Source organism: Agromyces sp. GXQ0307 (assembly GCF_044769845.1).
Classification (GTDB): Bacteria; Actinomycetota; Actinomycetes; order Actinomycetales; family Microbacteriaceae; genus Agromyces.
Window position 1 is genome coordinate 601801 of record NZ_JBIZVY010000001.1, and the last position, 24432, is coordinate 626232.

The 24432-nt window shown below is 72.9% G+C and carries 23 protein-coding genes; 9 read left to right on the forward strand and 14 right to left on the reverse strand.

Going from position 1 to position 24432, the window contains the following annotated elements:
* Positions 1-44: 44 nt before the first annotated feature.
* The 12 genes from ACIQH8_RS02790 to ACIQH8_RS02845 all read right to left on the reverse strand — a co-directional run bounded on the left by ACIQH8_RS02790 (position 45) and on the right by ACIQH8_RS02845 (position 13416).
* Positions 45-1142 (reverse strand): glycerate kinase, encoded by a 1098-nt coding sequence (locus ACIQH8_RS02790; protein ID WP_400994490.1) that lies wholly within the window; start codon positions 1140-1142, stop codon positions 45-47.
* The gene (locus tag ACIQH8_RS02795) at positions 1139-1861 is read right to left on the reverse strand and encodes a ThuA domain-containing protein (protein ID WP_400994492.1); all 723 of its coding nucleotides are present in this window, start codon (positions 1859-1861) and stop codon (positions 1139-1141) included. The genes ACIQH8_RS02790 and ACIQH8_RS02795 overlap by 4 nt, the downstream gene beginning before the upstream one ends.
* Positions 1862-1895: 34 nt before the next feature.
* Entirely contained in the window at positions 1896-3929 is a 2034-nt protein-coding gene (locus ACIQH8_RS02800) for a beta-galactosidase (protein WP_400994494.1), read from the reverse strand.
* 133 nt (positions 3930-4062) lie between these two features.
* Complete coding sequence (locus tag ACIQH8_RS02805; RefSeq protein ID WP_400994496.1) at positions 4063-5352, reverse strand: ABC transporter substrate-binding protein; 1290 nt, start codon at positions 5350-5352, stop codon at positions 4063-4065.
* 134 nt (positions 5353-5486) lie between these two features.
* Complete coding sequence (locus tag ACIQH8_RS02810; RefSeq protein ID WP_400994498.1) at positions 5487-6158, reverse strand: hypothetical protein; 672 nt, start codon at positions 6156-6158, stop codon at positions 5487-5489.
* 10 nt (positions 6159-6168) lie between these two features.
* Positions 6169-7092 (reverse strand): carbohydrate ABC transporter permease, encoded by a 924-nt coding sequence (locus tag ACIQH8_RS02815; RefSeq protein WP_400994500.1) that lies wholly within the window; start codon positions 7090-7092, stop codon positions 6169-6171.
* Positions 7089-8084 carry a carbohydrate ABC transporter permease gene (locus ACIQH8_RS02820; RefSeq protein ID WP_400994502.1) on the reverse strand — a complete coding sequence of 332 codons (996 nt, stop codon included), beginning with the start codon at positions 8082-8084 and terminating at the stop codon, positions 7089-7091. The genes ACIQH8_RS02815 and ACIQH8_RS02820 overlap by 4 nt, the downstream gene beginning before the upstream one ends.
* A gap of 72 nt (positions 8085-8156) precedes the next feature.
* Positions 8157-9458 carry an ABC transporter substrate-binding protein gene (locus tag ACIQH8_RS02825; protein WP_400994504.1) on the reverse strand — a complete coding sequence of 434 codons (1302 nt, stop codon included), beginning with the start codon at positions 9456-9458 and terminating at the stop codon, positions 8157-8159.
* Between the two features lie 118 nt (positions 9459-9576).
* Positions 9577-10548 carry a hypothetical protein gene (locus ACIQH8_RS02830; protein ID WP_400994507.1) on the reverse strand — a complete coding sequence of 324 codons (972 nt, stop codon included), beginning with the start codon at positions 10546-10548 and terminating at the stop codon, positions 9577-9579.
* Positions 10545-11651 (reverse strand): Gfo/Idh/MocA family protein, encoded by a 1107-nt coding sequence (locus ACIQH8_RS02835; protein ID WP_400994509.1) that lies wholly within the window; start codon positions 11649-11651, stop codon positions 10545-10547. Before ACIQH8_RS02835 ends, ACIQH8_RS02830 begins: the two co-directional genes overlap by 4 nt.
* Positions 11648-12391 (reverse strand): cupin domain-containing protein, encoded by a 744-nt coding sequence (locus tag ACIQH8_RS02840; protein ID WP_400995688.1) that lies wholly within the window; start codon positions 12389-12391, stop codon positions 11648-11650. The genes ACIQH8_RS02835 and ACIQH8_RS02840 overlap by 4 nt, the downstream gene beginning before the upstream one ends.
* A 2-nt stretch (positions 12392-12393) precedes the next feature.
* A complete protein-coding gene (locus tag ACIQH8_RS02845) occupies positions 12394-13416 on the reverse strand; it encodes a PmoA family protein (protein WP_400994512.1) in 1023 nt (340 codons plus the stop codon).
* A 226-nt stretch (positions 13417-13642) separates the two neighbouring features.
* On the opposite strand from ACIQH8_RS02845, the gene ACIQH8_RS02850 reads away from it, so the two are divergent.
* The 4 genes from ACIQH8_RS02850 to arfB all read left to right on the forward strand — a co-directional run bounded on the left by ACIQH8_RS02850 (position 13643) and on the right by arfB (position 15986).
* Positions 13643-14311, forward strand: coding sequence for a hypothetical protein (locus ACIQH8_RS02850; RefSeq protein WP_400994514.1), 669 nt, complete (start codon positions 13643-13645; stop codon positions 14309-14311).
* A gap of 31 nt (positions 14312-14342) precedes the next feature.
* Positions 14343-14918, forward strand: coding sequence for a helix-turn-helix domain-containing protein (locus ACIQH8_RS02855; protein WP_400994516.1), 576 nt, complete (start codon positions 14343-14345; stop codon positions 14916-14918).
* Positions 14915-15445 (forward strand): SRPBCC family protein, encoded by a 531-nt coding sequence (locus ACIQH8_RS02860; RefSeq protein ID WP_400994519.1) that lies wholly within the window; start codon positions 14915-14917, stop codon positions 15443-15445. Before ACIQH8_RS02855 ends, ACIQH8_RS02860 begins: the two co-directional genes overlap by 4 nt.
* Positions 15446-15548: 103 nt before the next feature.
* Positions 15549-15986 carry an alternative ribosome rescue aminoacyl-tRNA hydrolase ArfB gene (gene arfB / locus ACIQH8_RS02865; RefSeq protein WP_400994522.1) on the forward strand — a complete coding sequence of 146 codons (438 nt, stop codon included), beginning with the start codon at positions 15549-15551 and terminating at the stop codon, positions 15984-15986.
* A 358-nt stretch (positions 15987-16344) separates the two neighbouring features.
* Here arfB and ACIQH8_RS02870 read toward each other — a convergent pair whose 3' ends face one another.
* Positions 16345-17427: a M24 family metallopeptidase gene (locus ACIQH8_RS02870; RefSeq protein WP_400994525.1), complete on the reverse strand. Its 1083-nt coding sequence runs from the start codon at positions 17425-17427 to the stop codon at positions 16345-16347.
* Positions 17424-18452 carry a LacI family DNA-binding transcriptional regulator gene (locus ACIQH8_RS02875; protein WP_400994527.1) on the reverse strand — a complete coding sequence of 343 codons (1029 nt, stop codon included), beginning with the start codon at positions 18450-18452 and terminating at the stop codon, positions 17424-17426. The genes ACIQH8_RS02870 and ACIQH8_RS02875 overlap by 4 nt, the downstream gene beginning before the upstream one ends.
* 144 nt (positions 18453-18596) lie before the next feature.
* On the opposite strand from ACIQH8_RS02875, the gene ACIQH8_RS02880 reads away from it, so the two are divergent.
* From ACIQH8_RS02880 to ACIQH8_RS02900, 5 genes are read left to right on the forward strand one after another with little or no spacing between them, the layout of a single operon-like run.
* Positions 18597-19520 (forward strand): NAD-dependent epimerase/dehydratase family protein, encoded by a 924-nt coding sequence (locus tag ACIQH8_RS02880; RefSeq protein ID WP_400994530.1) that lies wholly within the window; start codon positions 18597-18599, stop codon positions 19518-19520.
* Positions 19517-20515 carry a 5-dehydro-4-deoxyglucarate dehydratase gene (locus ACIQH8_RS02885; protein WP_400994533.1) on the forward strand — a complete coding sequence of 333 codons (999 nt, stop codon included), beginning with the start codon at positions 19517-19519 and terminating at the stop codon, positions 20513-20515. Before ACIQH8_RS02880 ends, ACIQH8_RS02885 begins: the two co-directional genes overlap by 4 nt.
* On the forward strand, positions 20512-21621 hold the full coding sequence (locus ACIQH8_RS02890) for a mandelate racemase/muconate lactonizing enzyme family protein (protein WP_400994535.1): 1110 nt from the start codon (positions 20512-20514) through the stop codon (positions 21619-21621). Before ACIQH8_RS02885 ends, ACIQH8_RS02890 begins: the two co-directional genes overlap by 4 nt.
* Entirely contained in the window at positions 21621-23180 is a 1560-nt protein-coding gene (locus ACIQH8_RS02895) for an aldehyde dehydrogenase (NADP(+)) (protein ID WP_400994538.1), read from the forward strand. Before ACIQH8_RS02890 ends, ACIQH8_RS02895 begins: the two co-directional genes overlap by 1 nt.
* Positions 23181-23188: 8 nt before the next feature.
* A complete protein-coding gene (locus ACIQH8_RS02900) occupies positions 23189-24382 on the forward strand; it encodes an MFS transporter (RefSeq protein ID WP_400994541.1) in 1194 nt (397 codons plus the stop codon).
* Positions 24383-24432 lie beyond the last annotated feature (50 nt).

The following is a 24432-nucleotide window of genomic DNA, read 5'->3' on the forward strand; positions in this document are numbered from 1 at the left end:
CGATATCGCATCGCGCCGAGGATCCGACCTGCGCCGCACGCGTGTCAGCGGAACGAACGCGCGAGTTCCGCTCCCGCTGCCTCGAGCCAGCGCCGCGGATCGGCCATCGCGGGCGCTCCGCCGCCGGCCAGGTCCGTGAGCGAGGCGGATGCCGCGAAACCCGACACGTCGGCGTCGATCACGCCGGCCACGAGCGCGACGTGGACGCCCGCGGCATCCGCTCGCGCGCCGACCTCGCTCGGCACCTTGCCCGCCGCGGACTGCCCGTCGAAGCGCCCTTCCCCGGTGATGACGAGCGAGGCACCCTCGAGGGCGGCGGACAACCCGATCGCCTCGGCGACCGCCGCCGACCCGCCGGCCATGTGCGCACCCCAGGCGAGCAGTCCGAATCCGGTGCCGCCGGCCGCGCCCGCTCCCGCGGCGTCCGCGAACGCCGCCCGGTCCGGCATCGCGCGCACGAGCCGCGCGAGGTTGCGCTCCATCGGCTCGATCAGTTCGGGGGTCGCACCCTTCTGCGGTCCGAAGATCGCTGCCGCCCCGAACGGCCCGAACAGCGGATTCGTGACGTCGCTGAGGATCGCCGCGCCACCCGTCGGCCGCTCGCGGAGCCCCGACAGGTCGACCCTCGTGATCGCACCGAGCCCGCGGTTGCCGTTCGGCACCGGCCACCCGTCGGCGTCGAGGAACCGGGCGCCGAGCGCCGCGAGCGCGCCGACGCCGCCGTCGGTCGACGAACTCCCGCCGATCGCGAGCAGCAGTCGTGTCGCGCCGCCGTCGAGCGCCGCGGCGATCGCCTGGCCGAAGCCGACCGTGTGCGCGTCGAGCGGGCGGAGCGGGTCGCAGAGCGTGATGCCGCTCGCGAGGGCGAGCTCGACGAGCGCACCGCCGTCGGGCAGTCGCAGCCACGCGGCATCCACCGGTCGGTCGTCGGGCCCCCGCACGGTGACGGGCACGCGCTCGGCACCGGGCACGGCGGCCTCGAACGCCTCGAGCGTGCCCTCACCACCGTCGGCCATGGGCTTCACGACGACCTCGTCGCCGGGTGCGACCGAACGCCAGCCGCGCGCGAGCGCCTCGGCGGCCTCGGCCGCGCTCGCGGTGCCCTTGAACGAGTCGGGCGCGAGGACGACGCGGCGTGTCATGCAGCGCCGCCGACGGGCGGGATGGCGCGGTCGGCCCGGCTCGGCGCGGGAACGTGCGAGAGCCAGTCGAGCGCGCTCGCGATGAGTGCGCGGTGCCCCGGGGACTCGTACGAACGGGTGTCGTGTCCGAGCGCGTCGTACACCAGCCGGGACCGTCCGATCTCACGTGCCCAGACGATCGGGTGGCGGATGCCGTCCTCCTCGTGCTCGGCGATCGGTTCGATGACGTCGTGCAGCACCAGCCCGCTGTAGCGCTCGTCCTCGACGGTGAAGTCGTCGAGCCCCTCGCGCACCGGATGATGACCGACGAGGTGCACGGTCGCTTCACCGAACGGCGGATGCCACGACACGTCGTGCTCCCACCGGCCGCCGATCGCACGGTCGAACGCGTCGTAGTCGCGCAGGCTCGAGGCGCCGGAGTGCACGACCAGGATGCCGATCCCCCGGTCGAGCGCCGCGTCGAGGGCGGCGGGGTCGACGGCGGACGCGTCGACCGCGGGATCGCCGTCGCTCGACCCGGGGCGGTCGGGATCCCCCGCGTTCACCACGAGCAGCCGCACGTCGTCGCCGAGCCCCGCGATCGCGGCATCCACGTCCTCGCGCACGTCGACCTCGTACCCGGCCTCGGCCACGAGGTCGGCGAGCCGCGCGCTCGTCTCCGGGAACCGGTGCCACGGCTCGGCGTACCGCCCGGCCCCACTCAGGATCAGCGCACGCATGCGGACCTCCTCGCTCGGCTGCATCGTACGGCGCTCAGTCGGCGACCACCATGGCCCAGTCGAACGCCTCGAGCTCGACCCGCTCGACGCGGTCGCCGGTCACGGCGTCGGTGCCGACGACGTCGACGGATGCCGCGGGGCCGCCGTGGTTCACGACCGTGACGAGGCGTCCGCGCCGGGCGACCTCGACGTGTTCGGGAAGCCCGGCGAGCACGGGTTCGACGCCCGTCGCGGAGAGCAGGTGGTCGACGACGGACTGCACGCCGGCCTCGTCGGGCACGGTCGCGAGGTACCGCGCGGTTCCACCCGCGGCGCCGACCCGCCGCACGGTGAGCGCCGGGTCGCCGGCGCGGCGGCCCTCGGTGAAGGAGGCCTCGCGGCGGGCGTCGTCGCCCACGACGTGGACCTCCTCGGCGAGGAGCGTGCCCGCGCCGGCGAGCGCCGGACTCGCGGCATCCGCCCCCGCCTGTGCATCGGCCGCGAACGGCGCGACCCGCTCCCCCGGCGACGCGGCCGCGGCATCCGGCGCGACGAGCGCCCCGAAGTCCTCGATGCGGATGCCGCAGAGCGGGCCGAGCTGCGTGGCGAACCCACCGACGCGGAACCGGTCGAACTCGTCGACGACGTCGCTGAACGGGCCGACGAGCAGGTGCCCGCCGCCCTCGACGAACGCGGCGAGCACGGCGGCATCCGTCTCGCGGACGAGGTACAGGAGCGGCGCGATCGCGACGTCGTAGCCCTCGCCGACGCGCGCGGCCGGCACCACATCGACCTGCACGTGCCGTCGGTGCAGCGCGCGGTACCAGCGCTGGATCACGGCGAGGTAGTCGATCGCGTTCTGCGGGTGGTCGGACGCCTCCACGGCCCACCAGTTCTCCCAGTCGAACACGAGGGCGACCCTGGCGTCGCGGGCGGTCGCCTCGCCGCTCGGAAGCTCGGGAAGCGCCGCGAGCGTCTCGCCGAGCGCGACGACCTCGCGCCAGGTGCGCGTCTCGGTCCCCGCATGCGGCAGCATCGCCGAGTGGAACTTCTCGGCGCCCGCGCGGGACTGCCGCCACTGGAAGAACAGGATGCCGTCGGCGCCGCGCCCGATCGCCTGCGCGCTGAGCGCCGCCATCTGCCCGGGCGCCTTCGGCGCGTTCGTCGGCCGCCAGTTCAGGGCGTTCGTCGACTGCTCCATGAGGATCCACGGCACCTCAGGCTTCAGCGACCGGGCGAGGTCGCGTTGGAAGGCCGCCGCGCGGAACGACTCGGGATCGTTCGGGTCGGGGTAGCAGTCATCGCTGATCACGTCCATGTGCTCGGCCCACTCGACGTAGTTCGCGGGCTTGAACGCGCCCATGAAGTTCGTCGTGATCGGCTGCGTCGCGCCCGCGGCGCGGATGATCTCGCGCTCCATCAGGTAGCACTCGAGCAGCATGTCGCTCGTGAACCGGCGGAAGTCGAGTTCCTGGCCCGGGTTGCGCGAGTACGGCGCCTTGCGCGGTGGGAACACCTCGTCGAAGGACTGGTACCGCTGCGACCAGAAGGTCGTGCCCCAGGCGTCGTTCAGCGCCCGGATCTCGCCGTAGCGGCCGGCGAGCCAGCGACGGAACGCGTCGCGCGCGGCATCCGCGTAGTCGGCGTTCAGGTGGCAGCCGTACTCGTTGTTCACGTGCCACATGACGACGGCGGGATGCCGCGCGTAGCGCTCGGCGATGGCGGCCACGAGCTCGCCCGCGAGGCGCCGGTAGACCGGCGACGACGGCGCGAACTGCTGCCGGCTGCCGGGCCAGTAGGTCGCGCCGTTCTCGTCCTGCGGGAGCATCTCGGGGTAGGCGGCCGTCGCCCAGGGCGGCGGCGACGCGGTCGCGGTGGCCAGGTCGACCGCGATCCCGCCCTCGTGCAGCAGATCGATGACCCGGTCGAGCCACTCGAAGTCGAACTCGCCGTCGCGCGGCTGGATGCGCGACCACGAGAAGATGCCGAGGCTCACCATCGTGACGCCCGCCTCGCGCATGCGCGCGACGTCCTCGGGCCAGAGCTCCTCGGGCCACTGCTCGGGGTTGTAGTCGGCGCCGTAGTGCACGGATGCTCCTCGCTGGTGGTTGTCGCGGTACTCGTCGGGGAATCATGCCGCGCGGGGGTCGCTTCGCGACATCCGCTCGCCCTCATCGGGCTCGCGGTGTCGCGGAACGACCCCCGCGGCGACGTCCGGTCGATCAGCCGAGGATGACGCCCGCCTCCTGGAAGAACTGCTCGACCGCCTCGTCGACGGTGATCGCGCCGAGGCCGATCGACTTGCCGAGGTCCCAGAAGGTCTGCTCGAGCGAGCCGTAGCCGACGACGGGCACGGGCGGGGCGTCGCCGATGCGGTCGGCGACCGAGTCGAGGTAGTCGGCGACCTGCGCGTCGACGCCCTCGAGGGTCGTGCCGGCGAGCTTCGTCTCCGACGCCGGGAAGCCGAGCGTGGTGCCGAAGATCTCGCCGGCCTCCTCGCTGTTCACGACGAAGTCGAGCCACATGGCCGCCGCCTCGGGGTGCTCCGTGTCGGCCGAGATCGCCATCTGCAGGCCGGCCTGACGGTAGAGGTCCTTCCCGCCGGCCTCGTCGATGGGCGGCGCGACGAGGGTCACGGACTCGGCGCCCGAGTCGGCGAGGTAGCCGCCGAGGAAGTTGCTCCAGCTCGCCTCGCTCGCGGTGCGGTTCGAGCCGAAGCCCGAGATCGGGGCGATCTCCTCGAGCTGCTGCTGCGGGATCGCGACACCGTCGCGCGCCTCGGCGCCCGAGTTCCAGAAGTCGGCGAGCTCGTCCTCGGTGAAGCCGAGTTCGCCGTCGTCGGTGTAGAGGTTGCCGCCCTGCGCGCGCAGCACGTTCTCGAACGTCTGGATGCGCTGGGTCATGTCGGTGCCGCCGTACACCTCGCCGCCGGTGGCCTCCGTCACCTCCGCCATCCACTCGGTGTACTCGTCGTACGACGTGCCGCCCTCGTAGGGCTCGACGCCCGCGTCGGCGATGAGCTGGTCGTTGAGGAACACCGCCCACGCCGAGTAGCCGGTCGGGAGCGAGTACTGCGTGCCCTCGAGCTGGCCGGTCTGCTTGAGGCCGTCGTCGAACGCGTCGAAGTCGATGTACTCGCCGACCGTCTCGAGGTCGAGCAGCAGGCCCGGCTCGGCGTACTCGCGGAGGTACGAGTCGGAGAACTGCCACACGTCGGGCAGGCCGCCGCCGGCCGCCTCGGTCTTGCGCTTCTCCCAGTACGAGGGGAAGTCGGTGAAGGTGCCGTCGATCGTGATGTTGGGGTGCTCGGCCTCGAATGCCTCGATGAGCTGGCCGTAGCGGTCGGCACGGTCGTCGTTGCCCCACCAGGTGAAGTTCAGCGTCACCTCCTCGTCGGGGTCGTACTCGCCGCCGGCGTCGCCGCCGCCCGCGCAACCCGTCAGGGCGAGGGCCGCGGCCCCCGTGATCGCCGCGGCGGTGAGCCGGTGCCGGCCGTTCTTCCTCGTGAACATCGTCGTCCTCCGTGCTGGGGGTGTGGGGGTGGCGCCGTCCCTCGGGAGAACCAATTGGGAAAGCGCTTCCCCGCAGAGTAGCGTGCAACGATTCAATCGTCAATAGGCGCGCGGCGCGCAGTCGACGGTGACTCTCAGCCGGCGTGGGTGCCGCGTCGCCGCGGGCGCTCCGGCACGGCGACGATCGCGAGCGCGACACAGCCGAGCGCGGGCACGACGAGCGGGAACAGCTGCCAGGTCACGACGACCGCGAACACCGCCGAGGCCACGAGGTACGCCGCCCCGACCGGGTCGCCGGCGACGGCCCGCGGCACCGCCCGCAGTGCGCCGAGCCAACCGAGTTCCGGCGTCCAACGACCCGCCGCGGTGAACAGCGCCAGCGCGACGGCGGCGAGGCCGAGCCATCCGACCGCCGCGACGACCGGCCCGCCGGGCAGGGCGCCGCTGTTCGCGAGGTCGATGTCGAGCAGCAGCACGAGCACGAGCACGACGGATGCCGCGCCCACGCCGATCCCGCCGAGGAGCCCGGCCCGCAGGTCGGCCCAGAACAGTCCGAGCCGCGAGCCCTCCGCGAGGAGGTACCGCCGCAGGTGCCGCACGCCCGCCGCCAGCGCGGCCGGCAGCGTCACGACGGGGATCGACACGAGCGCGACGAGCACGCCGACGAGGAGCACCTCGCCGAGCAGCGCGAACGCGCTCGTGGCGCCCGGGAAGCGCGCGGGCGCCACGCCCGAGCGGACCGGGCCGGAGCCCGACCGCTCGGCGCGGCGCGCGGCACGATCCGTACGACCGCCTGCCCGTGGCATCCGCTCGCCCCTAGCCCTTGAGCCCCTGGGTCGCGACGCCGTCGACCAGGAAGCGCTGGAAGACGATGAAGAAGATCAGGATCGGCAGCAGCGCGAGGAAGGACACCGCGACCGTGGCGCCGTAGTCGGACGTGGAGGTCTGGTCGTTGTAGAGCCGCAGCGCGACGGGCAGCGGGTACTGCTCGGGGCTGTTGACGTAGAGCAGCGGGCCGAGGAAGTCGTTCCAGGTCCAGATGAACGTGAAGATCGCACTCGTGATCAGGGCGGGCTTGATCAGCGGCAGGATGATCGAGAAGAAGGTGCGCCAGTGGCCGGCGCCGTCGATGCGGGCCGCCTCGTCCATGTCGCGCGGGATGTTGCGGATGAACTGCACGATCAGGAACACGAAGAACGCCTCGGTTGCGAGGAACTTCGGCAGGATCAGCGGCCAGTACGTGTCCACGAGTTCGAGCTTCTGGAACATGATGTACTGCGGGATGATCACGACGTGGAACGGCAGCAGCAGCGTGCCGATCATCGCGGCGAAGAGGATCCCGACGCCCTTGAACTGCACGCGGGCGAACGCGTACGCGGCCAGCGCGGAGGAGAACAGGGTGCCGATGACCGCCATCACGGCGATGAAGGTCGAGTTCGCGAAGAACCGCCACAGTGGCACGCCGGCGATGCCCTCGAGGACCTTGAAGTAGTTCTCGATCGTGGGGTTGTCGGGAATCAGGCCCGGGTTCTGGCCGAACTCGCTGGAGGGCTTGAACGTGGCGATGAAGAGCCACACGAGCGGGTAGAGCACGATCGCGGTGAGGGCGGCGAGCACCACGAACCAGATGATCGTGTTGACCGTCTTGCGCTTGATGCGACGGCGGCCGCCGCCGCCGCGCTCCTGGAGTTCGACCTCGAGGAACTCGGCCCGGGGCTGCTCGATGGTGGAGGTGCTCATCGGTTGTCTCCCGCGTAGTGGACCCACGACTTCTGGGTCTTGAAGAGGATGGCGGCGATGATCGCGACCACGATCACGAGGACCCAGGCCATCGCGGCCGCGTAGCCCATCTGCAGGTCGGCGAAGCCGCGCTTGTAGAGGTAGACGGTGTAGAAGTTCGTCATGCCGGCCGGGCCGCCGGAGCCGTTGGAGATGATGTAGGCCGACGCGAACACCTGGAACGCGTTGATCAGCTCGAGCAGCAGGTTGAAGAAGATCACGCTGGAGAGCATCGGGAAGGTCACCGACCGGAATTTGCGGATCGGGCCCGCACCGTCGACCTCTGCGGCCTCGTAGAGCTCGCGCGGCACCTGCTTCAGGCCGGCGAGGAAGATCACCATCGGGGCGCCGAACTGCCACACCGCGAGCAGGATCATCATCGGCAGCACCAGGGCGACGTTGCCGACCCAGCCGCCGATCTCGATCCCGAAGAACGAGAGCGTGTTGTCGACCGGCCCGTCGGTGGAGAACATCGCCCGCCACACGATCGCGACCGACACCGACGCGCCGATCAGCGACGGGGCGTAGAACGACGAGCGGAAGAACGTCGAGCCCCGGTCGCGGTAGTTCAGCAGCATCGCGACGCCGAGCGCGGCGGCCAGCTTGATCGGGGTGCCGACGAGCACGTACACCAGCGTGATCTGCACCGACTGGATGTACTGCGGATCCTCCGTGAACATCCGCACGAAGTTGTCGAAGCCGATCCACTCGGGCTCGGTGAAGAGGTTGTACTTCGTGAACGCCAGGTACAGCGAGTAGATCATCGGCCCCAAGGTCAGGCCGAGGAACCCGATCATCCACGGGAGGAGGAAGGTGTAGCCCGTCGCCGTCTCCCGGCGGTTGCGGACCTTCAGTCCGTGCCGGTTCGGGGTGTCGGGGCCGCGACGGCCGAGGAGGCGCGGACGCTTCTCCTGGTCGGCCGTGACGATCGCTCTCGTCAGGGTGGTGCTCATGGTCTCTCTCCCGGGTTCCGTGCCGAGGGTACTCGGGTCCGAGCCGCGCGGCGGCTCGGACCCGAGCGACTCCTACTGGTTGAGGACGACGTCCATCTCCGCGAAGAACTGGCTCACGGCCTCGTCGACGGTGAGGGTCCCGAAGCCGAGCTCGGTGCCGAGCTGGCGGAACTTCTCCTCGAGGGTGCCGTAGCCGACGATCGGCACGGGCGGCGCGTCGCCGAGGCGGTCGCTGATCGACTCCTCGTAGGCGCGGATCTGCTCGCCCAGCGGGTCGAGCTCAGCGCCCTCGAGCATGGTCTCCGACGCGGGCAGTCCGCGGTTGGTGCCGAAGATGGCACCCGCCTCGGGGCTGTTCACGAGGAAGTTCACGAGCGTCGCGGCCGCCTCGGGGTGGTCGGTCGTCGCGGCGATCGAGTGCAGCATCGAGGGCTTCAGGTAGAGGTCCTTCGCGCCCTCCTCGGTGACCGGCGGGGCGATGAGGCCGAGCTCGGTGTAGCCCTCGCCGAGGTTGCCGAGGTAGCCGGCGCCGAAGTTGTCCCAGGTGAGCTCGCTCGCGGTCTTCGCCGCGTCGAAGCCCGAGACCGGGTAGATCTCCTCGAGCTGCTGCTGGCTGATGACGCTGCCGTCCTCGCGGATCGCGTCGCCCTGCGACCAGAACGCGGCGAGGTCCTCCTCGGTGAAGTTCGGCTCGCCCTCGTCGGTGAAGAGGTCTTCACCGGCGGCGCGCTGCTGGATCTCGAAGTTCTGGATGCGGCCGGTCCAGTCGGTGCCGCCGTACACCTCGCCGCCGGACGCCTCGGTGACCTCGGCCATCCAGTCGTTGTAGTCCTCCCAGCTGCCGCCCGTGAACTCGTCGACGCCGGCCTGCTCGAGCAGCACCGGGTTCGTGAACATGCCCCACGCGTTGGTCGAGGTCGGGATGCCGGTGGTCTCGCCGTTCACGACGCCGATGCCGAGGATGTTCTCGCTGAGCGGCTCGGTGTCGATGATGTTGCCGAGGTAGGGCTCGAGGTCGAGCAGCAGCCCGTTCTCGGAGTACTGGCGAAGGTAGGAGTAGTCGAACTGCATGACGTCGGGGAGACCCCCGCCCGCCGCTTCGGTCTGCCGCTTCTCCCAGAACTCGGGGAAGCCGAGGAACGAGGAGTTGACCGTGATGTTCGGGTACTCCTCGTTGAACGCCGCGATCGCCTGGTCGTAGAGGTCGGCACGCACGTCGTTGCCCCAGAAGGCGAAGTTGAGGGTCACTTCCTCGTCGGGGTCGTACGTCGTGGCCGGCTCGGAACCGCCGGAGCAGCCCGTGAGCACGAGCGCCGCGCTCGCCGTGACCGCCGCAGCGGCCAGTGCCGCGCGTCGGGTGCGGATGTTGAACATCGTTGTCCTCCCGGAAACGTCTCTGTCTCTTCTGGTGCATTTCACGCTGGGGTGGGAAAGCGCTTCCCCAAATGTAGCCCCATCGGACCGCCTGGTCAATGCGATGGGAAAAATCGTTTCAATCCGTGATCGAACCGAGACGCACCGGGGCGTCGCGGTCGCAGGTCAGCACGCCGTCGACGACGTCGAGCGGTGCAGCGAAGATCGCACTGCGGCGCGCGGTCGCGGCATCCGTCGAGCCCAACTCGGAACCGCCCCAGTGCGGGTGCGTGAAGTAGAACAGGATGGCGCGGCCGCCGTCGACCACGACGTCGCCGTGCCGTCCGAAGGTCGCGTCGCCGCGCCGCGCGCCGGGCTCGCCGAGGATCACGTCGTCGGGTCCGCCCTGCCGTTCCCACTGGATCGCATCGGCCGACCGGTGCACGCCCATCCCGCGCCACTCGTCGACGAGCATCCACCACCAGCCGCCGAGCTCGAACACGTTCGGCCCCTCATGCGGGCGACCCCCGACCGCGCGGCCCTCGACGCGCCAGGAGCCGGGAGCGAGATCGGCGCTGGCCGCAACCCACGTGGTCGAGCCGTCCGCCTCGTCCTTGACCCACATGCGCCAGAGACCGTCGGGGCACCGCGCCACGCACGCGTCGATCACGCGGTCGGAGCCCAGCGGCACCTCGCCGATGAGCCGCCAGCGCGCGAGGTCGTCGCTCGCGTACTCGACGATCCGACGCGCGTGGCCCTCCCACCGGTCGGGGATGCCGTCGATCACCGTGAGGTACATGCGGTAGCGCTCGCCGTCGAAGATCACCTCCGGCGCCCAGTGCGTCTCGCGCCATCCGCCCGCCGGGTCGCCGAGCTGCAGGTCGTCGAGCGTGCCGGCGTAGCGCCACTGCGCGCCGCCGCTCGAGCGCGCGACGCCGATGCGGCTGCCGTGCACCCACGCGACGCCCGGCTCCTCGACCGACGCGCGGCGTTGGGTGTAGTACATCCACCACTCCCCCGTGGCGTGGTGCCGGATCACCGTCGGATCGGTCGCGCCGTCGTGGACGGGATCGTGGAAGAGGGCGTCGTCGTGGGGCGAGCCCGCCGTCATCGCCGCAGGTCCGTCACCGGGCTCTCGAGGCTCCGCATGCGGTCGGCGTCGTCGCGCAGCGCTTCGCGCGTGACCGTTCGGCGGCTCGTCGCCGACGAGTAGATCGCCGTGACGATCTCGAACGAGCGCGCGGGGTCGGTCGCGGTCGACGGGAGCGGCGCGCCCGACCGCAGCGCGGAGTAGATGTCGCGCACGAGCGGGTCGTGGCCGCTCGGCTCCTCGTCGGCGGGGAGCGCCGCCCACTCGTCGACGATCGCCGGATCGACGCCCGGTGCCGGCGTGATGCGCCAGTGCTCGTGTCCGTGTCCGTACAGGTGGTCGACCGTGATCGTCGCGAGCTCGGTGTCGATGCGGATCGAGCTCGTCTCGCGGGGCGAGAGCGCGCTCGTGATCACCGAGGCGACGACGCCGCTCTCGAACGCGACGGTCGCGGTCGAGACGTCCTCCATCTCGGTCTCGCGCGCGAGCCGCCAGAGCTGGCCGTTCACGCTCGACCAGTCGCCGAGCAACCAGGCGAGCAGGTCGATCTGGTGGATGCCGAGGCCGAGCGTCGGCCCGCCGCCCTCGGTCGCCCACTTGCCGCGCCACGGCACCGCGAAGTACTCGGGAGCCCGGTACCAGAGCGTCTGGCAGGTCGCGACGAGCGGGCGCCCGAGCGCGCCGGACTCGAGCAGCCCCTTCACGTGCGCCGCGGCCGTGCCGGTGCGCTGCTGGAACACGACGGCCAAGCGCCGGTCGTTGCGGGAGGCGGCATCCGTCATCGCGTCGAGCTCGTCGAGCGCGAGCGCCGCGGGCTTCTCGCAGACCACGTGCACGCCCGCGTCGAGCGCGGCGATCGCCTGCCCGGCGTGCACGCCGGGCGGGGTGCACACGTGCAGCACGTCGATGGCACCGGTCTGCAGCAGTTCGTCGAGCGAGTCGGCGACGGCCGGGCCGTCCCAGCGGTCGGCGAACGCCTGCGCACGCGAGAGGTCGCGGTCGATCACCGCGACGAGCTCGCCGTCGGGTGTCGCGCGCAGCGCCTGCGCGTGTGCATCGGCGATCGCGCCGGTGCCGACGATCGCGGCGCGGAGCGGGGTGGTCGGGCGTTCGGGGGTCGTCATCGTGCTCCCTCGGGGTGATCGTTCGTGGTGTCGTAGCGCTGCAGCCGCCCGCACATGCCGAAGGCGGGGGCGACGGATGCCTCGGCCGCGCGCGCCTCGGCGAGGCCCGGGTCGCCGCCCCTCTCGAGCGCGTCGAGGCGGTGGCCGGTCTCGCGGGCGACGGCGAGCGCTCCCGCCTGCCAGCGGGCGCGCCAGTCGGGGACGCGCGGGCGCACGAGCGCCGCCGCGCGGGCGTGCAGGCGCCCGAGCCGGTCGGGGTCGACCGCGCCGTCGTCGCCGTCGTCGCCGAAGAGCGCGAGGTACCCAGCTACGGCGAGGTCGCGACGCGCGTGCGCGGCGGCGAGCCGGTCGGCGTCGGATGCCTCGGGGCCCGGCAGCGCCGCGGCATCCGCATATCGCTCGGGGTCGGCGAGCACGTCGTCGGGGAAGGTCATGACCGCGTCGCCCGCCTCGGGGAGCCCGGCGTTCTGCATGATGACGTGCACCTCGAGTCCGCCGTCGTTGATCGCGCGGTGGATGACGCCGGGCGCGAACCAGACGACGTCGCCCGGCGCCAGCGCGCGCTCGGCGAAGGTGCGGGCGCCGTCGATCGTGTGCAGGCGGCCGCGGCCGCCGACGACGAGGTACGCCTCCGCCGAGACGAGGTGGACGTGCGGCGTGCCGCCCGCGAGGCCGTCGGGTGCGACGCCGTCGTACACCTCGAGCGCGCTGACCGAGGTGGCGCCGGGGAAGGCGGGCATGGTCACGGCCCGACCCGGGTCCTCGCGACCTCGGGCGTGGCCGGGACGCCGACCGGTCCCTCGTCCGCGACCGTCGCGGTCGCCGGACCGAGCAGAGTGGGCAGGCGCTCGCCGGCGTGCGCCGCGAGCTCGGCCGCCCGCTCGGGGCCGGATGCGCCATCCGCGATCACCACGCCGTACCGGAGCGTCATGGTCGCGCCGGGCTCGATGACGCGCTCGTCGCTGAAGAACGGCGCGGGGCAGAGGCACGCGAACTCCTCGCTGCGGGCGAACCATTGCGTCGGGTGCTGGAGGTTGCCGGGGTCGTCGACCATGACGACCGTCGACGCCGTGCCGGTCTCGTCGTGACTACCCGTGAAGCCCATCCACGGCGCGCGGGTACCGCGCAGCTCGTCGCCGCCGGCGACGCCGGGCGCGAGGACCTGCCCGCCTGTGAACGAGCGGGGGCCCCGCCAGAACAGACCGCCGTAGCCCGCGTTCTCGCGGCCGCGCGTCGTGGGCGAGCCGATCGGGATTGCGCGGCCGCTCGTGTTGGTGAGCGCGGTGGCGAAGCCGAGCAGCCAGGCGTCATCGGTCAGCACGGATGCCGCGAGCGTGCGCTCCTCGGCGAGGATCGTCTCGCCGGCCTGGGTGACCCAGTCGAGGCGCTCGCGCATGCGGGCGATGCCGTCCGTCGAGGTGCCGCCGGCCGCGGCATCCGTCTCGCCGCTCTCGAACGCGACGTGCCGCTGCTCGCCGTTGTTCGGCAGCTGCACGTAGCCCTCGCCGCGCACGAACGTCGGGCCGCCCCAGAAGTTCTCGTCGCCGACGACCGGGAGCGACCACGCGATGCCCTTGTGCCAGACGTGGTCGTGCGGGCGGTAGAGGCTCACGGTCTCGCCGCCGAGGGTGCGGATCGGGCTGAAGTAGGGGCGAGGCGACTCGAAGGTCGGGTGGTCCGGGCGGAACACGTACTCGGCGAGCACCTCGCCGTCGGCGTGGATCATGAGCCGGTCGTCGTCGCCGGCGATGCGGAGGTCGGGCATCGGGCTCCTTCGGGGTCGTCGTCGATCCGGGTGCGGTGCTGGGTTGCCGCGCCGTCCTGCGTGGGGATCGGAAAGCGCTATCCAAAGCGTACACCGTCACCCCGGATCACGCACGAACGCCCGGAAGCCGGCCGACCGGGGCCCCTCGGGTCAGTGTCGCACGGTCGTCGGCTCCGGCGGGACCATCGACCCCAGCGAGGAGGCCGGCACCGACGAGACTCGGCCCATGCCGTCGCCTCGTCGCATCGCACTCGCCGTCGCGGTTCCGCTGCTCGCCGGGTTCGCCGCATTGCAGTGGTACGGCCGCACCTCCGGTTCGACCGCGGCGGAACGCTCGGAGCGACTCCCCGGCGACGAGATCGTCGACCGCCCGCAGATCGTCGCGACGCACGCGGCAACGATCGAGGCACCGCCCCCCGAGGTCTGGCCCTGGCTCGTTCAGGTCGGATGGCATCGCGGCGGCTGGTACACGCCGAGGTGGGTCGACGTGCTGCTCTTCCCCGCGAACCGCCCGAGTGCGGGCGGCATCCATCCGGAGTTCCAGGGACTCGCCGCGGGCGACTTCATCCCCGACGGCCCCCCGGAGACCGAGTGCGGGTTCATCGTGCGCGAGATCGCACCCGGCGAACTGCTGCTCCTCGAGTCGACGACCCACCTGCCCCTGTCGTGGCGGCAGCGCAGGCTCGCCCGGCTGCGCTGGACGTGGTGCTTCCGACTGGCCCCGGTCGACGGCGGTCGCACGACGCGCCTCGTGTTCCGCTGGCGTGCGCGCACTGCGCCGTGGTGGCTGACGCTCGGCGCGCACCTGTTCATCGTGCCGGCCGACTTCGTGATGTCGCGGGGGATGCTGCGGGGCCTGCGGGCGCGGGTCGGCGACGAGTCGCGCCACGCTTGACAGTTTTTCTTGTCAAGCGTACGGTGGCCCCATGCAGGAGCTTCGAGTGCTTGCGGACCGCGACGTCGTGGAGGTCGCGCTCGACCCGATCCGGGTGTCGATCCTCGACGCGCTGGCGGAGCCGGGGTCGGCCACGACGGTCGCCGCGAGGATCGGGTCGACCCGGCAGAAGGTGAACTACCACCTGAAGTCGCTCGAAGCGCACGGGCTCGTCGAGCCGGTCGAGACGCGCGCGTGGGGCGGGATCAGCGAACGCGTCGTGCGTCGCTCCGCTCGCCATCTCGTCGTCTCGCCGAGCGTGCTCCAGCCCACGGTGGGCGATCCCGACGCGGTCGCCGATCGCCTCTCCGCCGCGTACCTGATCGCGGTGAATGCCCGGGCCGTCTCTGAGGTCGGGGCGATCGTGGGCGACTCGGTGCCCGAGACGCGCGTGCCCACCCTCACCGTCGACACGGTGATCGGGTTCACGTCGCCTGACGACCGGGCCGCGTTCGCCGCCGAACTGCAGTCGGCGCTCGCCGCCCTCGTCGCGAAATACCACCACGACGACGGCCGACCGCACCGCCTGACCATCTCGTCCTACCCACGACCGAAGGAGTCGTCATGAACTCGCCCGATCGACCCGACCGCGTCGAACACCGGATGGAACGCACGTACGAGGTCGCCGCCACGCCCGAACAGGTGTGGGAGACGATCGCGACCGCCCAGGGGATCTCGTCGTGGTTGGCACCGGCGCAGTTGGAACCGCGCGTCGGCGGTGAGGTCTCGCTCGACCTGGGCGGCTTCACCTCGACCGGCCGGGTCACCGAGTACGCCCCGAACCGACGGTTCGCCTACGAGGAGCCCTGGCCGATCGGCACGAGGCCCGAGGAACTGCCGCCCGGCATGGCGCAGTGGTTCGAGTCGATCGGCGCGCCGCTCTCGGAGGTCTACGCAGGCCTCGACCGAGTGACGCCGATCGCCACCGAGTTCCTCATCGAGGCGGCGTCCGGCGGCACGTGCGTGATCCGCGTCGTCACGAGCGCGTACGGCAGCGGAGCCGACTGGGAGAACGAGTTCTTCGACCAGATGGTCCGCGACCTCGTCCCGATCCTCGACCGGCTCGCGACCCGCTTCCCGGTCGCAGCGGGCTGATGAGGGAGGTCTCGTCATGTCGGCTTCCACCCCGATCGCCATCAGGGGCGGCTGCTCATCCACTCGCCGCCCTGGCAGCCGCGCGCACGGGCATGATGTATCCATGCCTGCCGTCCACCGTCCCGGCCTTCGGGTCGATGCCGGACTCATCATCCCCGAGTCAGAGCTGACGTGGCGGTTCTCACGTTCATCCGGTCCGGGCGGGCAGGGCGTGAACACCGCCGACTCGCGGGCAGAGCTCGTGTGGGATGTGGCATCGTCGGATGCGCTTTCCGTGCTCCAGCGGGAACGCCTGCTCACCCGCCTGAGCAGCCGCCTGGTCGATGGTGTCCTGACGGTCACGGCCTCCGAACATCGATCCCAACTGCGCAACCGGGATGCCGCGCGAGCACGTCTCACCACCGTGGTGGCCGATGCACTTCGTCCGCCGTCACCGGCACGGCGACCGACCAAACCCGGCCGCGGGGCGAAGGAGCGCCGCCTCGAAGCCAAGAAGCGGCGCACCGACGTCAAGCGGCTGCGCCGCCCACCGGGCGACTGATCAGCGGTCGCCCCCGCATGGGTTCCCGGCGCTGGATCACGCACGGGGGCGCAGCTGTGGGTGTGTTCCTTCTGAGCGTCCAGGGAGAACCGGACCACTGTTCTCCCGCTCTCCAGGTGGGATCCCGCAGAGGCGAGCCCGCCACGCGGTTGTCGTCAGGATTGGCGGGTGCGGACGACGCTGCACCCGCCAATCCTGACGACGACCACATCCGGGCCACGTGCGGCGGCGCCCGGTAGCCGGTCATTGAATGAATGCGCTGTGCTCGAAGCAGCCGCAGGCGCGCATTCCAAGGTTCTCAATTGACCTGCCCGGAAATGGTGCCCGGTGAGGGGGCGCTCAACGCGACATCGCCGCATCAGACGCGCCGCAGCTCAGCAGGCCGCTCGCGACCCGCGACGCAAACCGTCGGCCAGCGCGGGTCGAGCGTGAGCACCTCGATTCCGGCGGCTCCGACGAGCACCGTGTCCTCGACCTTCGCGCCGGGCGCGGTCGGGTTCCACGCGAAGGGCTGGCTGAGCTGCACGACGTCGTCGATGCCGGGCACGGCGCGCGGGTCGCGGCCGGCGTAGCCGGCCGCGCCGCCCTGGTGGTGCCGGGTCCATTCGTGCGGGTCGAAGCCGTGCGACGCGTAGGCGGCGGTGCCGACGGCGAACACGTCGCCGAGCGTCGCGCCGGGCACGGTGGCGTCGAGGAACGCGGCCTCGACGTCGAGGATGCGGCGCGCGGCATCCGCCTCGGTCGGGTCGGGGTCGCCGAAGCGCAGCCACCGGGTCGCGTTCGCGATGAGGCCGTGGCGTCGGCCGCAGACGACGAGCATCGCGCGGTCGCCGAGCGGCGCATCGGTGGGCAGCGGATGGCGGTGTGCCAGCCGGGAGCGTCCGGCGACGAGCGTCACGAGCGGGTCGATCCCTCGCGCGGCGAGGTCGCCCGACAGGTGCGCGGCCACGGCGCGCTCGGAGTCGGCGGGCGACGCGGCGAGCGCGGCATCCGTCATCACCTCGGCGACCTCGCGGCAGAGGGCTCGATACCGGGCGAGCTCGGCAGGCAGCAGCGATGCGCGCGCCGCGCGCAGGTCGGCCGCGGCATCCGCCTCGTCGAGGGCCGTCGCGTCGAGGGTCGCCGGCAGCAGCGGTTCGTGCCACGGCACGCGCACCACCTCGAGGTCGGACGCATCGCCGAGCTCCTCGGCGAGCATCCGATCGGCTTCGTTCGCGAAGACGAACACCGAGTCGCCGCCCGGTCGGACGACGACCGCGGCGATCGGGTCGCCCGCGAGCGACACATGCGTGCGCGCGCCGTCGAGGTACCACGACACTGCGGCGTACGAGCGCAGCACCAGGGCCGACGCCCCACGGCGCCCGACCACGTCGAGCACACGGGCGCGCTTGGCCGCGCGATCGGTGCCGAGAGCGGATGCCTCGGGCGCGCCCCGGATCACGCCCGCGCCCCGACGGCCGCCGGCGCCGCCGTGCTCTCCCGCGCCTCGAGCCGCGGGCGGTAGAGCACCGTGTGCTCGGCCGGTCCGCCGGCGATGAGGGTGCGCAGCCGCGCCCACACCTGCGCGCCGAGCTCGGCGCGCGGCACCGACATGCTCGTCAGGCGCGGCGTCGCGTACCGCGCCATGGGCACGTCGTCGAAGCCCGCGACCGACAGCTCGCCCGGCACGTCGACGCCGAGTTCGCGGAGCCGCGCGAGCAGCCCGAGCGCGACGAGGTCGTTGAACGCGAGCACCGCGGTCGCGCCGGCCCGATGCGCGTCGATCACGGAGCCCGCCACCGCCTCGCCGTCCTCCGGCCGCGACCCGCCGGGGATGCGGTCGATGCGCACGCCGGGGTGCATCGCGAGCGCCTCGTCGACCCCGCGGAGGCGCTCGGCGTTCGACGCGCTCGTCTCGGGACCGGTGACGTACGCGAGGTGGCGGTGCCCGAGCCCGACGAGGTGGTCGACGAGGTCGCGGATGCCGCGGACGTAGTCGACGCCCACGATCGGCACGGCGAGGTCGGGCAGCATGCGGTTCACGACGACGACGGGCGCGACGCGCTCGACGAGTCGGCGCAGCTTCGCCTCGGGCATACGCGGCGCGCCGAGCACGAGCGCGTCGCAGCGCTGGCGCGCCTCGATCGCGGTGGCCTCCTCGTCGTCGACGCGCTCGGCGGTGTCGGCCACCAGCACGCGGTACCCGTCGTCGGCCGCCGCCAGGCTGAGCCCCTTGAGGATGCCCTGGAACAGCGGGTTCTCCAGGTCGGGCACGACCATCGCGACGGTCGTGTTGCGCCCGCTCACGAGGCTGCGGGCGGTCGCGCTCGGTGCGTAGCCGAGCGTCGCGATCGACGCCTGCACGCGACGCACGATGTCGGGGTCGACGCTCGCGCGGCCATTCAGCACGCGCGACACCGACGCGGGCGAGACCCCGGCGTGCGCAGCGACGTCCGAGATCGTCACTCCCCTGCTGCGGTCGCCCATGCGTCCCCTTCCGGATGCCGCGGCGCGCGTCCGCGAGCCGGGGAAATCGGTTCCTCAGTGTAGCGCCTGACTTGTCGATCAGCCCATGCCTCGCATAGGCTGAATTCCAGAAACCGATTTCTCTGGGATTCGACAGGAGCAACGATGCGCGTGGTCGTCACCGGATCGTCCGGCCGCCTCGGGCGTTCGCTCGCGACCGGTCTCGCCGACGCCGGGCACGAGGTGGTCGGCCTCGACCGCGCCTCGGCCGGCCTCGACGGCGTCTCGGAACGGACCGTCGACCTCGCCGTCCCGAGTGCCGCGGCCGACGCACTCGCCGACCTTCGCCCCGACGCGCTCGTGCACCTCGCCGGCATCGCCGTGCCGTTCAGCGCGCCCGAGCGCGACATCCTGCTCACGAACACCGCGCTCGCGCACGACGTGCTCGCCGCCGCGGCATCCGCTCGGGTCGGTCGCGTGCTCGCGGCGTCGAGCCCGACGCCCGTCGGATACTCCTCCCCCGCGTGGCGCGCAGCGGCCGTGCCGATCGACGAGACGCACCCGCTCGCGCCCGCGAACGCGTACGCGCTCTCCAAGGTCGTCATCGAGGAGACCGTGCGGATGTTCTCGCGCACGGCGACCGGCGCGTACGGCTTCTTCCGGCCCTGCTACGTGATCTCGCCGGAGGAGTGGCCCGGCGCCCCCACCCAGCAGGGCCATACCGTGTCCGAGCGGCTCGCCGACCCCGCGCTCGCGGCGGTCAGCCTCTTCAACTACGTCGACGCGCGCGACGTCGCCGGGTTCGTCGACGCCTGGCTCGCCGCGCCCGCCGACGCGATCGACGGCGAGGGGTTCTTCGTCGGGGCCGCCGACGCACTCGCCGAACGGCCCGTCGCCGAGCTGTGGCGCGAGTTCGCGCCCGCACTGGGCCCTGCCGCGGACGCACTCACCGGCACGGCCCCGGTCTTCTCGATCGCGAAGGCCCGCGACCGCCTCGGCTGGACCCCCGCGCGCGACTGGCGCACCGAACTCGCCGCCTCCGCCGCCGTGTCCGCCGCCCCCGCCACCACCGGAACGAGGACCGCATGACCAGCCCCGACCGACGCCTCGACTTCGACGGCGTGCTCTTCTTCCCCGTCACCCCGTTCGATGAGGCCGGCCGCGTCGACTTCGACGTGCTCGGCGAGCACCTCGAGACGCGCCTGCCGTTCGGCCCGGGCGGCGTCTTCCCGGCCTGCGGGACGGGCGAGTTCCACGCGCTCTCGGCGCGCGAGGCGATCGACGTCGTCCGCACGAGCGTCGACGCGGTGGCCGGGCGCGTCCCGGTGATCGCGGGCGCCGGCGGCCCGCTCGGCCACGCGATCGAGCTCGCCCGTGGCGCGGCCGACGCGGGCGCCGACGGCCTGCTGCTCCTGCCGCCCTACCTCGTGTCGGGCACCACCGACGGACTCGTCGCCTGGGTCGAGGCGGTCGCCGCGGCATCCGACCTGCCCGTCATCGTCTACCACCGCGGCACCGCGCGCTACACGGCCGACGCCGTCACCCGGCTCGCCGCGAACCCGAAGGTCGTCGGCTTCAAGGACGGCACGGGCGACATCGGCCTCGCACAGGAGATCGTGCTCGCCGCCGAGGCGGCCGGCCGCGACGACTGGGCGTTCTTCAACGGCCTGCTCACCGCCGAGCTCAGCCAGGGCGCGTACCGCGGCATCGGCATCCCGCTGTACTCGTCGGCGGCGTTCGCGATGATCCCCGAGCTCGCCGGACTGCACTACCGCGCCTACGTCGACGGCGACGAGACGACGCGGATGTCGCTGCTCCGCGAGTTCTACACGCCCCTCGTGCGCCTGCGCGACGAGACACCGGGCTTCGGGGTGTCGCTCATCAAGGCCGGCCTGCGCCTTCGCGGCCTGCCCGTGGGGTCGGTTCGCCCGCCGCTCGTCGACCCGACGCCCGAGCAGGAGCGGCGGCTCGGCGCGATCCTCGACTGCGGGCTCGAGCTGGCCGAACTCGGCGGCGCCCGACCCGAGGGTGCGACGTGCCCGTCGAGCGAGCGAGCGGATGCCGCGGAGGTCGCCGCCCGGTGACCGCCGCCATCACGCGCATCGCGACGCGCCCCATCCGCATCCCGCTGCTGCGCCCGTGGGCCGCCGACGTGCGCGACCTCTCGGTGATCGAGGTCGAGGTCGAGGACTCCGACGGCGCGATCGGCTGGGGCTTCTCGTGGACGCCGTCGATCGGCGCCGCGGCCGTGCGGGCACACCTCGAGCACGACATCCGGAGCTTCGCGCTGGGGCGCGAGGCCGAGGCATCCGCCCTCTGGGAGCCGCTGTGGACGCATCTGCACGAGGGCGGCAGCGGCGGCATCACGACGATCGCAATGGCGGGCCTCGACCTCGCGCTGTGGGACCTCGCCGGCCGGCGCGCCGGGCGCACGCTCACCGACCTCATCGGGCGCCGGCACGAAACCGCGACCGTCTACGGCAGCGGCGTGAACCTGCACTACCCGCTCGATGAGCTCGTCGCGCAGGCCGGCCGGTGGGTCGACGCCGGGTTCGACGCCGTCAAGGTCAAGGTCGGCAGCCCCGACCTCGCACGTGACGTCGAACGCATCGCAGCCGTCCGCGACGTGCTCGGCCCCGACCGCGCGCTCATGATCGACGCGAACCAGCGCTGGAGCCTCGAGCAGGCCGAGCGAGCGATCGGCGAACTGGGCGCGTTCGACCTCGCCTGGATCGAGGAACCGCTCCGCGCCGACGACCTCGCCGCGCACGTCGAGCTGCGCCGGCGCATCGAGGTGCCCGTCGCGCTCGGCGAGAACCTGCACACCCGCTACCGCTTCGCCGAGTTCATCGACGCCGGCGCGGTCGACCTCGTGCAGCCGAACGTCGTGCGCGTCGGCGGCATCACGCCGTTTCTCCGTATCGCCGACCTCGCCGCCGACCGCGGGGTGGATCTCGCGCCGCACCTGCTGCTCGAGGTCTCCGCGCAGCTCGCGCTCGCGCTGCCCGGCGAGCACCTCGTCGAGTCGGTCGAGGACGCCTCCTTCGAGGCGCTCGGCGCACTCGCCGCGCCGTCGCCCGTGCGCGTCTCGGGCGCCACGGTGTCCACGACCGGGCGACCCGGCCTCGGCGTACGCTTCTCGAACGAGCTGACGGATGCCGCGGCATCCGTCTCACCCACGGAGGACTAGTGACCCACACCGCCGCACCCGACCGCACCGACGCCGCGCCCGCCGACACGACGCGCGAGGAGCTCGACGCGGTGGCCGCCGCAGCACGCCGTGCGTTCGCCGTCACGGTCGCCTCGACCGCCGCCGAGCGGGCGACCTGGATCCGTGCGGCCGCCGACGCGCTCGACGCGGCACGGGACGAGCTCGTGCCGATCGCCGATGAGGAGACCCACCTCGGCACCGCGCGCCTCACCGGCGAGGTGGCCCGCACGACCGCCCAGCTGCGGCTCTTCGCCGACGCGATCCTCGAGGGTTCGTACCTCGAGGCGACGATCGACCACCCCGACGCCACGACGATCCCGCCGCGGCCGAACCTGCGCCGCATGCTGCGCCCCCTCGGCCCGGTCGCCGTGTTCGGCGCGTCGAACTTCCCGTTCGCGTTCTCCGTCGCGGGCGGCGACACCGCCTCGGCCCTCGCCGCGGGCTGCCCGGTGATCGTCAAGGGCCACCCCGCGCACCCGCGCCTGTCCGCGCGCACGGCCGAGATCGTCGCCGGCGCGCTCGACGCCGCCGGCGCGCCCGAGGGGATCTTCGCGCACGTCACGGGCCACGAGACCGGCGTCGCGCTCGTGCAGCACGCCGAGATCCGCGCCGTGGGGTTCACGGGCTCGCTCGGCGGCGGGCGGGCGCTCTTCGACCTCGCTCAGCGGCGCCCCGACCCGATCCCGTTCTACGGCGAACTCAGCGCCGTGAACCCCGTGCTCATCACGCCCGCCGCGGACGCGGCCCGCGCCGACGAGCTCGCCGCCGGCCTCGCCGGGTCGTTCACGCTCGGCGCCGGACAGTTCTGCACGAACCCCGGCGTCGTGCTCGTGCCGGCCGGGTCGGGCTTCGGCGAGCGCGTCCGCGCCGCGCTCGACATGGCCGCGGCCGGCCCGGTGCCGATGCTCACGGACGGCATCGCCGCGGCCTTCGCGGCGGGTGTCGCCGGAGTCGCCGGCCGCGACGACGTCGAGGTGGTCGCGGGCGACCCGGCCGCGCAGCAGGCCGGCACCGGTTCGCCGGTCGTGCTCCGCACCACGACGGCGGCCGTGATCGCCGACCCCGGCGCGCTGTTCCACGAGTGCTTCGGGCCGTCGACTCTGATCATCGAGTACGCGGATGTCGCCGACGCCCTCGCCGCCGTCCGCGCCGTGGGCGGCAGTCTCACGGCGACCGTGCACGCCGAACCCGGCGAGGAGCTGGCGCCGATCGTCGAGGTGCTCTCGGAGATCGCGGGCCGCGTGCTCTTCGCGGGCTGGCCGACGGGCGTCGCCGTGAGCTGGGCGCAGCAGCACGGCGGGCCGTGGCCGTCGACCACGACGATCCACACCTCGGTCGGCGTGAGCGCGCTGCGCCGGTTCCTCCGCCCCGTCGCCTACCAGGACGCACCGGATGCCGCGCTGCCGCCCGAGCTCCGCGACGGCAACCCGCTCGGCATCCCGCGTCGCGTCGACGGCGTCCTGGTGGCTCCGAGCGGCACCGCGGGTGACGCCGCCGGGGCCGCGGGCGACACCGGGGCCGCGCCAGCGGCCGGCTGAGCCGCCGCGTGGGCGTCGCCTCCTACCTCGTCGCCGCGACCCCGCCGCGGCTCGCCGTCGGCGGGATCACGATCGCGATCCCCGTGCTCGCGGTCGAGCAGGGCGTCGGCGTCGCCGTCGGCGGGCTGCTCGCCTCCGCAGCCCTCGGACCGAGCATCGTCGCGGCCCCCGTCGCCGGGGCGATGCTCGACCGCAGCCGCCGCCCGGGCGCGCTCGTCGCGGGTGCCGGCCTGGTGATCGCGGCCGCGTACGCGTTCGCGGCCTTCCTCGGACCGATGCCCGCGTGGGCCGTCGCGATCGCGCTCGTCGTCGCCGGCACCGTCACACCCTTCGTGTTCGGGGGACTGTCGAGCTTCGTGACCGAGGGCATCCCCGACGAACGCCGGGCGTTCGCGATCGACGCGCTCGCCTACAACCTCGGTGCGGTCGCCGGACCGGCGGTGGTCGCCGCGGCCGCGGCACTCGGCTCGGCGCGCATCGCGACGATCGTGATGGCGGCGAGCGCTCTCGCGGGCGCCGTCGGCACGGTGCCGCTCCGGCTGCATCCGTCCGCGGCATCCCCCCACGACCGGCCGTCGTTCCTCGGCACGATCGTCGCGGGGTTCCGGCACATCGCGACGCACCGACCGCTCGCGGTCATCACGTGGAGCGGCACGCTCAGCCAGTTCGGCTCGGGCGGGCTCGCGATCGCCGCCGTCGCCCTCTCGGTCGCACGCTCCGGCGACGCCGGCGAGGGCGCGATCATCGTCACCTCGTTCGCGATCGGGGGCCTCGTCGGCGCGCTCTGGAACTCCCGCCGTCCGCCACGTCGCTCACCCGAGTGGGTGATGGGCTGGGGCTTCGCCGCGACCGGCGTCTGGACGGTCGTCGCCGCCGCCGACCTGGGCCCGGCCTGGGCGATCGCCGCGATCGGCGCCTCGGGGCTCTTCACGGCGCCGAGCGCCGCCGCGATGCTCCTCATCCGCAAGCAGCAGAGCCCACCCGCGCTCCGCTCGCAGGTGTTCACGGTCGGCGCGGGCCTCCGCGCGGCGGCGGCCGCGGCGGGCGCCGCGGTCGCCGGCCTCGCCGCGGGCGTCGGCGCCGAGACCCTCATCGTCGCGATCGGCGTCGTCTGGATCTCCTCCGGCGCGCTGCTGCTCGCCTACCCCAGGCACGCCCCCGCGATCGATGGGAGCGCCGAGAACGCATCACCCCTCACGTGAGGTGGAAAGGTGAACGCGGAATACCTTTCTCCCTCCGCCACGGAGGGATG

What these genes read in the sequence shown, in the direction of transcription:
- ACIQH8_RS02790 (WP_400994490.1), bottom strand. Translation starts at nt 1,142, where the DNA reads ATGACACGCCGCGTCGTCCTCGCGCCCGACTCGTTCAAGGGCACCGCG.
- ACIQH8_RS02795 (WP_400994492.1), bottom strand. Translation starts at nt 1,861, where the DNA reads ATGCGTGCGCTGATCCTGAGTGGGGCCGGGCGGTACGCCGAGCCGTGG.
- ACIQH8_RS02805 (WP_400994496.1), bottom strand. Translation starts at nt 5,352, where the DNA reads ATGTTCACGAGGAAGAACGGCCGGCACCGGCTCACCGCCGCGGCGATC.
- ACIQH8_RS02810 (WP_400994498.1), bottom strand. Translation starts at nt 6,158, where the DNA reads ATGCCACGGGCAGGCGGTCGTACGGATCGTGCCGCGCGCCGCGCCGAG.
- ACIQH8_RS02815 (WP_400994500.1), bottom strand. Translation starts at nt 7,092, where the DNA reads ATGAGCACCTCCACCATCGAGCAGCCCCGGGCCGAGTTCCTCGAGGTC.
- ACIQH8_RS02820 (WP_400994502.1), bottom strand. Translation starts at nt 8,084, where the DNA reads ATGAGCACCACCCTGACGAGAGCGATCGTCACGGCCGACCAGGAGAAG.
- ACIQH8_RS02825 (WP_400994504.1), bottom strand. Translation starts at nt 9,458, where the DNA reads ATGTTCAACATCCGCACCCGACGCGCGGCACTGGCCGCTGCGGCGGTC.
- ACIQH8_RS02830 (WP_400994507.1), bottom strand. Translation starts at nt 10,548, where the DNA reads ATGACGGCGGGCTCGCCCCACGACGACGCCCTCTTCCACGATCCCGTC.
- ACIQH8_RS02835 (WP_400994509.1), bottom strand. Translation starts at nt 11,651, where the DNA reads ATGACGACCCCCGAACGCCCGACCACCCCGCTCCGCGCCGCGATCGTC.
- ACIQH8_RS02840 (WP_400995688.1), bottom strand. Translation starts at nt 12,391, where the DNA reads ATGCCCGCCTTCCCCGGCGCCACCTCGGTCAGCGCGCTCGAGGTGTAC.
- ACIQH8_RS02845 (WP_400994512.1), bottom strand. Translation starts at nt 13,416, where the DNA reads ATGCCCGACCTCCGCATCGCCGGCGACGACGACCGGCTCATGATCCAC.
- ACIQH8_RS02850 (WP_400994514.1), top strand. Translation starts at nt 13,643, where the DNA reads ATGCCGTCGCCTCGTCGCATCGCACTCGCCGTCGCGGTTCCGCTGCTC.
- ACIQH8_RS02855 (WP_400994516.1), top strand. Translation starts at nt 14,343, where the DNA reads ATGCAGGAGCTTCGAGTGCTTGCGGACCGCGACGTCGTGGAGGTCGCG.
- ACIQH8_RS02860 (WP_400994519.1), top strand. Translation starts at nt 14,915, where the DNA reads ATGAACTCGCCCGATCGACCCGACCGCGTCGAACACCGGATGGAACGC.
- arfB (WP_400994522.1), top strand. Translation starts at nt 15,549, where the DNA reads ATGCCTGCCGTCCACCGTCCCGGCCTTCGGGTCGATGCCGGACTCATC.
- ACIQH8_RS02875 (WP_400994527.1), bottom strand. Translation starts at nt 18,452, where the DNA reads ATGGGCGACCGCAGCAGGGGAGTGACGATCTCGGACGTCGCTGCGCAC.
- ACIQH8_RS02880 (WP_400994530.1), top strand. Translation starts at nt 18,597, where the DNA reads ATGCGCGTGGTCGTCACCGGATCGTCCGGCCGCCTCGGGCGTTCGCTC.
- ACIQH8_RS02885 (WP_400994533.1), top strand. Translation starts at nt 19,517, where the DNA reads ATGACCAGCCCCGACCGACGCCTCGACTTCGACGGCGTGCTCTTCTTC.